We start from the raw sequence: 7,584 nt of genomic DNA, 5'->3' as shown, positions 1-7,584 counted from the left end.
GCTGTTCGAGCAGATCATCCACCCCCTGGAAGCGCTGCCGTGTCCGGTGGTGTTCGCCGCGCACGGGCTGACCCTGACCGCCGCCTTCGAGATCTCGCTGGCCTGCGACATCATCCTGGCCGCGCCGAAGGCGAAGTTCGGGCTGGTGGAGACCGTGGTGGGGCTCACGCCGTCGATGGGCGGGCCGCAGCGGCTCGCCGAGCGGGCGGGTTCGGGCCGCGCCCGCGAGTTCGTGATGACCGGCGACCTCTACCCTGCCGCGACGATGGCCGAGTGGGGCGTGGTCAACGCGGTCCACGAGGACCTGGAGACCGAGGCTCGCGCGCTGGTCACCCGTCTCGCCGACGGCCCGACACGCGCGCACGCGGCGACCAAGCAGATCATCGAGGCGTGGCGTTCCGGCGGTGTGGCACACGCTGATTCGGTGACGCCGGAGGTCTCGGGCGAGCTGTTCGCCACCGCGGACCTGCGCGGCGCGGTCCGCAGCTTTCTCGATATCGGACCGGGTAAGGCGACCTATCGCGGCGAATGAGCGCGCCGACTGCCTGACAGCGATGTGATCCACGTCATATAGTCACAGGTGCGGCTGTATCGACGTACGGAGGTCCGGATGGGTCATGGCGAGCACGAACCGGGCGCGGCCGTCTTCGAGTTCCCCGCCACCAGTGCGGCAACGCAGCTGCGGCGGGGCTCCGACGGCGTGCTGCGCTACGGCGACCTCAGCCCGGCCCTCACCGAACTGCTGGACCTGCGCGTGCACTCGTTCACGAATCGGGAGGCGGTCGTCGAGGTCGGCGGGCCGCGGCTGACCTACCGCGAACTCTGGCACAGCGCCTCGCGGATCGCGGGCGGCCTGCAGGGTCACGGCATCGGCTACGGCGATCGGGTCGCGGTGCACATGCCGACCAGCGCGCGCTGGGTGCAGGCGTTTCTCGGCGCGTTGCTCTCGGGTGCGGTGCCGGTGCTGGTGCCCGACGCCCTGCCCGCCGCGATCGCCGACCGCGTGATCGCCGACAGCAGAGCCGATTTCGTCCTCGGCCCCGACGGCCCGCTGCCCGACAGCACCGCCTACATCGATGACGGTGCGGCCCTGGATGATCCAGCGCTGCTCTGCTACACCGGCACCCGTCGGTCCATGCCCGCGGGTGTGGAGCTGTCCAACGAGAACCTGCTGTCGGCGGTGTCGTCGGTGGTCGGCGCGCTCGGGCTGCCCGCCGACGGGTTGCGCAATCTGGTGTTGCTGCCGCTCGCCCATGCCAGCGGGTGCGTGGATCAGCTGCTGCCCACCTTCGCGGTGGGTGGCACGGTCGTGCTCGCGCCGGGTGCGCGCAGTCTCGCCGACGTGCTGGTGCGGGAGCGGATCGACACCGTCTCGGGGACGCCGCGGATCCTCGCCGGGCTGGTACCCGAACTCGTCGCCCGCCGTGCCGGCGCCGGTGTCCGCCGGATCAGCAAGGCCTGTCACCGCTCCGAACGCGCCGCCGCGGCGGCCCCCGCCACCCTCACCGCCGCGCTGCGCGGGCTGTTCCCCGCGGCCAAGCAGTGGTCGGTCTGGGGGGCCACCGAGACCAGCGGAATCGGCCTCGTGGTCGACGACACCGAGCGTGTCGACGCCGGATCGGCCCTCGGATTCGCCTTCGGTGGCACCGAATTGGCCCTGGCCGGCCCGCAGGCAGGCACCGGTCACGGCGAATTGCTGTGTCGCGGACCGAATGTCAGCCGCCGCTACTGGAACAACCCCGACGCCTCGGCCGCCCGATTCAGCGGAAGCTGGTTCCACACGGGCGATTTCGTGAGCATCGATGCCGACGGACTGGTTCGGGTGGACCCGAGCCGTCGCGTCAGCGGACTCTGATCCGGGCGGGTCAGAGCAAGCGCGCCCGCAGGGCATCGCGGAGGTCGCCGGTGAGGCCGACCGTGGTGAGGTAGGTCTCGATGTCGCCGTGGGTCTCGCGGACGCTGGCGTCGGCGGTGCGCAGGTATTCCTCGCGGACGCCGAGCAGGTCGTCGGAGAGCGCGTCGCCGTTGCCGATCTTCGGCTCCAGCAGCCTGCGCAGCGGTTCGACCGCCGCGTTGCTGGCCAGGAAGTCGGTGTACACGTCCTCCTCGGTGACGCCGACCGCGCGTAGCAGCGTGGCCACGGCCCAGCCGGTGCGGTCTTTGCCCGCCGCGCAGTGCACCAGCACCGCGCCGTCGCCACGCACGACCGAGCCGGCCAGCTCGGCGATCGCGGTGTGCGCCTCGGGCAGCGTCGGGAAGGCGCGGTAGACCTCGATCATGTGCGCGAACGCCGAGACGGTCTTCGCCTCGTGCGGCGGCGCCTCTTCCATCCGCGAATCGAACGGCGTCACGTGCAGCCGTACGTCGCCGGGCAGGGTGTCGTGGCCGATGTGGTCGATCTCCACGATGCCGCGCAGATCGTGCACATCGGTGACCCGCAATTCACGCAGGGTGTCGTGCCCCTTGTCGTCGAGACCGCTCAGCTGGGCCGACCGCAGCAGGACGCCGGGGCGAACGGTGGTGCCGTCGGCGGTGCGCAGGCCGCCCACATCGCGGAAATTGAAGGTGCCGCTGAGAGCGAACTGGTCGGCAGGAGGCGAAAGAGTCACCTGACCAGGTTATCGGCGACTCCGTCGCCGCCGCGCCGAGTTCGCGGATCGGTCACCGGATGTGTTGCGTCCGTTCCGGTGGGTGCCACTGTGCCGTCGCACACACCTACGGGCCTGGCCAGGGCCTACTTGTACAATCGACCAGGTGCGCGGATTCCGGCGCGGGGGTGTCGGATATCCAGGAATGCGACAAATTGAGGCCGTATGGTCGGTTTTACAAAAGGTCGCATTCGGATAACAAAACAATCTTTCAGTCTGAAAAGGATGGCTGAACCAGTTCGTGAATCCTGAAAACCTTCTAAGATCGAGCTCGGTGACCACCAAGCTCGCATCGCCGCGGGCAGCGATATTTGTTGCCGAGGAGTCGTCGTTGAGCGCCAGCCGTGAACTAACTGAAATTTCGCTACGGCCCGCCGTATGTGATGCCGTCGAACAAGCCGCCGCCAGTTCGGACGCTACCGGCGTTCGGGCGCTGCGGGTGTTCTTACATGCCGGGCTCAGCACCTACTGGCCGTTGGTGAAGGCCGCGCCAGCCCGGCGAATCGCCGCCTATGAAGCCGCGTTGCAGACCTTGCGTCTGCGGTGGGCGCCCACCGGTGACACCATCGGCGACCCGACCGCCGTCGCGATGTTCCGCGAGATGGACGACGAGGCCGCCGACTTCCTCGGGATGTGCGCGCGCCTGTCCGGCACGCAGTGGCTGGAGCCGGTCGACTCGGTGGCGGGCTACCTCGTCTCGGTGTTCCACGGCGCGGTGCTGCGCTGGCTGGCCGACGGCAACGACGAGACGATCCTCGTGGTGATCGACGACCTGGTCGGCTGCCTGACACTGAAGGCAGTCGAAAGCTGACCCGCAATGCTGGACGACTGACCAAATAGGTGGTTCAGTAGTCGTGTGACACCGACGACATCGCTGCACCATCTGCACGCGGCGACCGCGGAGCTCGACCCGCCGCTGGCCGCCGTCGACCTGACCGCGCTCGACCGCAACGCCGCCGACCTGGTCCGGCGCGCGAACGGCATCGCGGTGCGGGTGGCGAGTAAATCCGTGCGCTGCCGGGCGGTGCTCGAGCGCGTACTCGGCGACGGACTGACCGCCCGCGACGGCTTCGCCGGGATCATGGCGTACTCGCTGCGTGAGGCCATCTGGCTGGTCCGCCTCGGCGCCCGCGACGTGCTGCTCGGGTACCCGGTTCTCGACCGTGCCGCGCTGGCCGAACTGGCCGCCGCCCCGGCCCTGCTCGAGGCGATCACGCTGATGATCGACGATGTCGCCCAGCTCGAACTCACCCGGGCCGCGCTCGGCACCGACCTGGTCCACCCCCGCGTCTGCCTCGACGTCGACGCGGCTTTGCGGATCGGCCCGCTGCACCTGGGTGCCCGGCGCTCGCCCGTGCGCAGCCCCGAGGACGCCGCCGCGCTGGCCGCCGAAGCGCTGCGGCGCGGGTTCGATGTGGTCGGTGTGATGACCTACGAGTCGCAGATCGCCGGACTGCCCGACAGCAACCCCGCGGTGCGCGTGGTGAAACGCCTGTCCGCACTCGAAATCGGGCGCCGGCGTACCCGGGTGGTCGATGCTGTCCGGGCGGTGACGGGCCCGCTGGAGATCGTCAACAGCGGTGGCACCGGTTCGATCGAAGTCTCGATCACCGATCCCGATGTCACCGAGGTGACCGCCGGTTCCGGCCTCTACGTGCCGACCCTGTTCGACCACTACCGCTCGTTCACGCCCCGCCCCGCGCTGTTCTTCGCCACCCCGGTCCTGCGCAAACCCGCACCGACCATCGCGACCGTCTTCGCGGGCGGCTACATCGCGTCGGGCCCCGCGGGTCCGAGCCGCGTCCCGGTCCCCGTGTGGCCCGCGGGGCTGAAGCTGCTCGGCTCCGAAGGCGCGGGCGAGGTCCAGACGCCGCTGGCCGGTGGCGCCGAACTCGAGATCGGTGATCGTGTCTGGTTCCGCCATGCCAAGGCGGGCGAACTGTGCGAACGCTTCGCCGAGCTCCATCTGGTCGACGAGGCGGGCACCCGCACGACGGTTCCCACCTACCGCGGCGAAGGTCAGTGCTTCGGCTGAGGTCGACAGGCGTCTCAGCGCAGGAGCGCGATGACCTCGTCATCGTCGAGCTGGTGAAAGTCGCTGTATGCCATGCCGACTCCACCCAGGTCGGCGGGCGTCCACAGGCAGACGAGCTCGTCACATTCACGCTCGACCCGCCGCGCCGCCTCGGGCGCGGACACCGGCACGGCCACCACCAGCAGATCCGGCCGCTGCGCCCGCGCCACCCGGCACGCGGCCACCATCGTGGCCCCGGTCGCGATCCCGTCATCGACGATCACCACCGTGCGCCGCGCCAGGGGAATCGAGTCGCCGACCCGCAGGATCGCCTGCCGACGGCGTAGTTCGGCCCGCTCGGCCAGTTCCACCTCGTCGAACGCCTCGGCGCTCACCCGGCTGTGGTCGACGACGTCACGGTTGAGGACCAGCAGTCCGCTCTCTCCGAGCGCCCCCATCGCCAGCTCCGGCTGCGATGGCAGCCCCAGCTTGCGGACCAGCAGGACATCGAGTTCCCCGCCGATCGCCGCGCTCACCGCCGCCGCCACCGGCACACCCCCGCGTGGCAACCCGAGCACCAGTGGACGGGTGGTCCGCAGGTGTTCGAGGGCCGTGCCGAGAGCGCGGCCCGCCGCTGCCCGATCCGGGTACACCATCGCCTCGAACGCTACTCCGCTCCGGACGCCTCGGAAATGGTGAACCGTCGCAGCGACAGGCTGGGATTGGCGGTGCGCACCCTGGCCAGATGCGCCGTGTCGACCGTTGCCGAGGCCACGCCCGGTTCATCGCCCAGTTCGGCCAGCACCGTGCCCGCCGGGTCGATGATCATCGACGAACCCGCGCCGCGTGGCGCGCACTGATCGGCCGCGGCCACGTACACCGTGTTCTCGATGGCGCGTGCCCGCAGCAGCGTCGTCCACTGGTCGACCTTGGCCGGTCCCGGAATCCACTGCGCGGGCAGCAGCAACACGTGTGCGCCCGCCGCCGCGACACGCCGACACCCTTCCGGAAATCGCAGATCGAAACAGGTCTGCATGCCGAATACCACACCGTCGACAGCGAAAGTCGCAGGCGCGACGAGCGGCCCCGCTGCCACCACATCCGATTCCAGATGACCGAACGCGTCGTAGAGATGCACCTTGCGATACACCGCGACGCGCGCGCCGTCGGGCCCGTGCGCGACGAGGGTATTACTGATCCGGGTCGCCCCCGGTGATGGCAACTCCACCACACCGGCAACCAGGAATACGCCGAATTCGGCGGCGAGCGCCGCGAGTCCACTGGCGAACGGACCGTCGAGCGGTTGCGCGATCGCCACCACCCGCTCATCGAGCCGAGTCACAGCGAACATCGAGTATTCGGGCGCGAGCACCACGCGCGCACCCGCTGCGGCCGCCGTCCGCACGTGTTCTCGCAGGGTCGACAGATTGTTTTCGGGATCGGTTCCGGGGGCGAATTGGACCACCGCGATCCCTACCGTCACCGGCTGAAGTTCCTGATGTGCTGACCCGTCGCGCAGTTGCATAGGTCTCACCGTATTCACCTGGTGGTTGGGGCAGCTACCGCCAGGCAGTAAACTCGTGGTCAATGAGTACAAATGAGGTCGACAGCGTTCCTGCCGACAACGACAGGAACGACACCGGCCCGACTTTCGCCGATCTCGGGATCGATGACCGCGTGCTGCGGGCCATCGCCGATGTGGGCTACGAGTCGCCGTCCCCGATTCAGGCGGCGACGATTCCCCCGCTGCTCTCCGGCGCCGACGTGGTGGGCCTCGCGCAGACGGGCACCGGCAAAACCGCGGCATTCGCGATCCCGATCCTGATGAACCTGGACACCGCGCAGAAGAAGCCGAGCGCCCTGGTGCTCGCGCCGACTCGTGAGCTCGCGATCCAGGTCGCCGAGGCGTTCGGCAAATACTCCTCGCACATCCCGGGTCTGCACGTGCTGCCGATCTACGGCGGGCAGAGCTACGGCGTGCAGCTGTCGGGTCTGCGCCGTGGCGCGCACGTCGTGGTCGGTACTCCCGGCCGCGTGATCGATCACCTGGAAAAGGGCACGCTCGACCTTTCGCAGCTGCGCTACCTGGTGCTCGACGAGGCCGACGAGATGCTCAAGATGGGCTTCCAGGAAGACGTCGAGCGCATCCTGCGTGACACCCCCAAGGACAAGCAGGTCGCGCTGTTCTCGGCCACCATGCCGGGTGTGATCCGCAAGATCTCCAAGCAGTACCTCAACGATCCGGTCGAGATCACGGTCAAGTCCACGACGCAGACCAGCTCCAACATCACCCAGCGTTATGTGCAGGTGTCGCATCAGCGCAAGCTCGATGCCCTCACTCGCGTGCTCGAGGTCGAAACCTTCGAGGCGATGATCATCTTCGTGCGCACCAAGCAGGCCACCGAAGAGCTGGCCGAGAAGCTGCGCTCGCGTGGTTTCTCCGCCGCCGCGATCAACGGTGACATCGCGCAGAACCAGCGCGAACGCACCATCGGCCAGCTGAAGGCGGGTGGCATCGATATTCTGGTCGCCACCGATGTCGCCGCGCGTGGTCTCGACGTGGACCGCATCTCCCATGTCGTCAACTACGACATCCCGCACGACACCGAGTCCTACGTGCACCGCATCGGCCGCACCGGCCGGGCCGGCCGTTCCGGCGAGGCGCTGCTGTTCGTGGCCCCGCGCGAGCGTCACCTGCTCAAGTCGATCGAGCGGGCCACCAAGAGCGCGCTCACCGAGATGCAGTTGCCGAGCGTCGACGACGTGAACGCCACGCGTGCCTCCAAGTTCGGTGACTCGATCACCGAGAACCTGGCCTCGGACAACATCGCGCTGTTCCGCAAGCTGATCGAGGACTACGAGGCCGAGCACAACACCCCGCTCGCCGACATCGCCGCGGCACTGGCCGTGGGCGGCTACGCC

Annotated in this window: 8 protein-coding genes; 5 read left to right on the top strand and 3 right to left on the bottom strand. The window is 68.9% G+C overall.

Going from position 1 to position 7,584, the window contains the following annotated elements:
* The coding region (locus ACFWF3_RS16670; protein WP_379314359.1) for an enoyl-CoA hydratase/isomerase family protein at positions 1 to 532 on the top strand (532 nt) is incomplete at its 5' end.
* Positions 533 to 610: 78 nt separating this feature from the next.
* Positions 611 to 1,855, top strand: a complete 1,245-nt coding sequence (locus ACFWF3_RS16665; RefSeq protein ID WP_379314358.1) for a class I adenylate-forming enzyme family protein — start codon at positions 611 to 613, stop codon at positions 1,853 to 1,855.
* Between the two features lie 10 nt (positions 1,856 to 1,865).
* Here ACFWF3_RS16665 and ACFWF3_RS16660 read toward each other — a convergent pair whose 3' ends face one another.
* Entirely contained in the window at positions 1,866 to 2,609 is a 744-nt protein-coding gene (locus ACFWF3_RS16660; RefSeq protein ID WP_378993445.1) for a tyrosine-protein phosphatase, read from the bottom strand.
* 313 nt (positions 2,610 to 2,922) lie between these two features.
* Here ACFWF3_RS16660 and ACFWF3_RS16655 point away from each other — a divergent pair, with 313 nt between their 5' ends.
* Positions 2,923 to 3,459 (top strand): TetR family transcriptional regulator, encoded by a 537-nt coding sequence (locus ACFWF3_RS16655; RefSeq protein ID WP_378652196.1) that lies wholly within the window; start codon positions 2,923 to 2,925, stop codon positions 3,457 to 3,459.
* Between the two features lie 45 nt (positions 3,460 to 3,504).
* On the top strand, positions 3,505 to 4,683 hold the full coding sequence (locus ACFWF3_RS16650) for an amino acid deaminase/aldolase (RefSeq protein WP_379314357.1): 1,179 nt from the start codon (positions 3,505 to 3,507) through the stop codon (positions 4,681 to 4,683).
* A 14-nt stretch (positions 4,684 to 4,697) separates the two neighbouring features.
* Here ACFWF3_RS16650 and ACFWF3_RS16645 read toward each other — a convergent pair whose 3' ends face one another.
* Both ACFWF3_RS16645 and ACFWF3_RS16640 read right to left on the bottom strand, forming a co-directional pair.
* Complete coding sequence (locus ACFWF3_RS16645; RefSeq protein ID WP_379314356.1) at positions 4,698 to 5,318, bottom strand: phosphoribosyltransferase; 621 nt, start codon at positions 5,316 to 5,318, stop codon at positions 4,698 to 4,700.
* An 11-nt stretch (positions 5,319 to 5,329) separates the two neighbouring features.
* Positions 5,330 to 6,187: a carbon-nitrogen hydrolase family protein gene (locus ACFWF3_RS16640; protein WP_379314360.1), complete on the bottom strand. Its 858-nt coding sequence runs from the start codon at positions 6,185 to 6,187 to the stop codon at positions 5,330 to 5,332.
* 62 nt (positions 6,188 to 6,249) lie between these two features.
* Between ACFWF3_RS16640 and ACFWF3_RS16635 the strand changes: the two genes are divergently transcribed.
* On the top strand, positions 6,250 to 7,584 hold a 1,335-nt coding region (locus ACFWF3_RS16635), incomplete at its 3' end, for a DEAD/DEAH box helicase (protein ID WP_379314355.1).

The sequence above is a fragment of the Nocardia sp. NPDC060220 genome (assembly GCF_042727815.1).
Lineage (GTDB): Bacteria > Actinomycetota > Actinomycetes > Mycobacteriales > Mycobacteriaceae > Nocardia.
This window is presented reverse-complemented; position numbering and strand designations above follow the sequence as displayed.

Excerpts from the sequence above, each read along its gene's own strand:
- ACFWF3_RS16665 (WP_379314358.1), top strand. The coding sequence starts at position 611 with ATGGGTCATGGCGAGCACGAACCGGGCGCGGCCGTCTTCGAGTTCCCC.
- ACFWF3_RS16645 (WP_379314356.1), bottom strand. The coding sequence starts at position 5,318 with ATGGTGTACCCGGATCGGGCAGCGGCGGGCCGCGCTCTCGGCACGGCC.
- ACFWF3_RS16640 (WP_379314360.1), bottom strand. The coding sequence starts at position 6,187 with ATGCAACTGCGCGACGGGTCAGCACATCAGGAACTTCAGCCGGTGACG.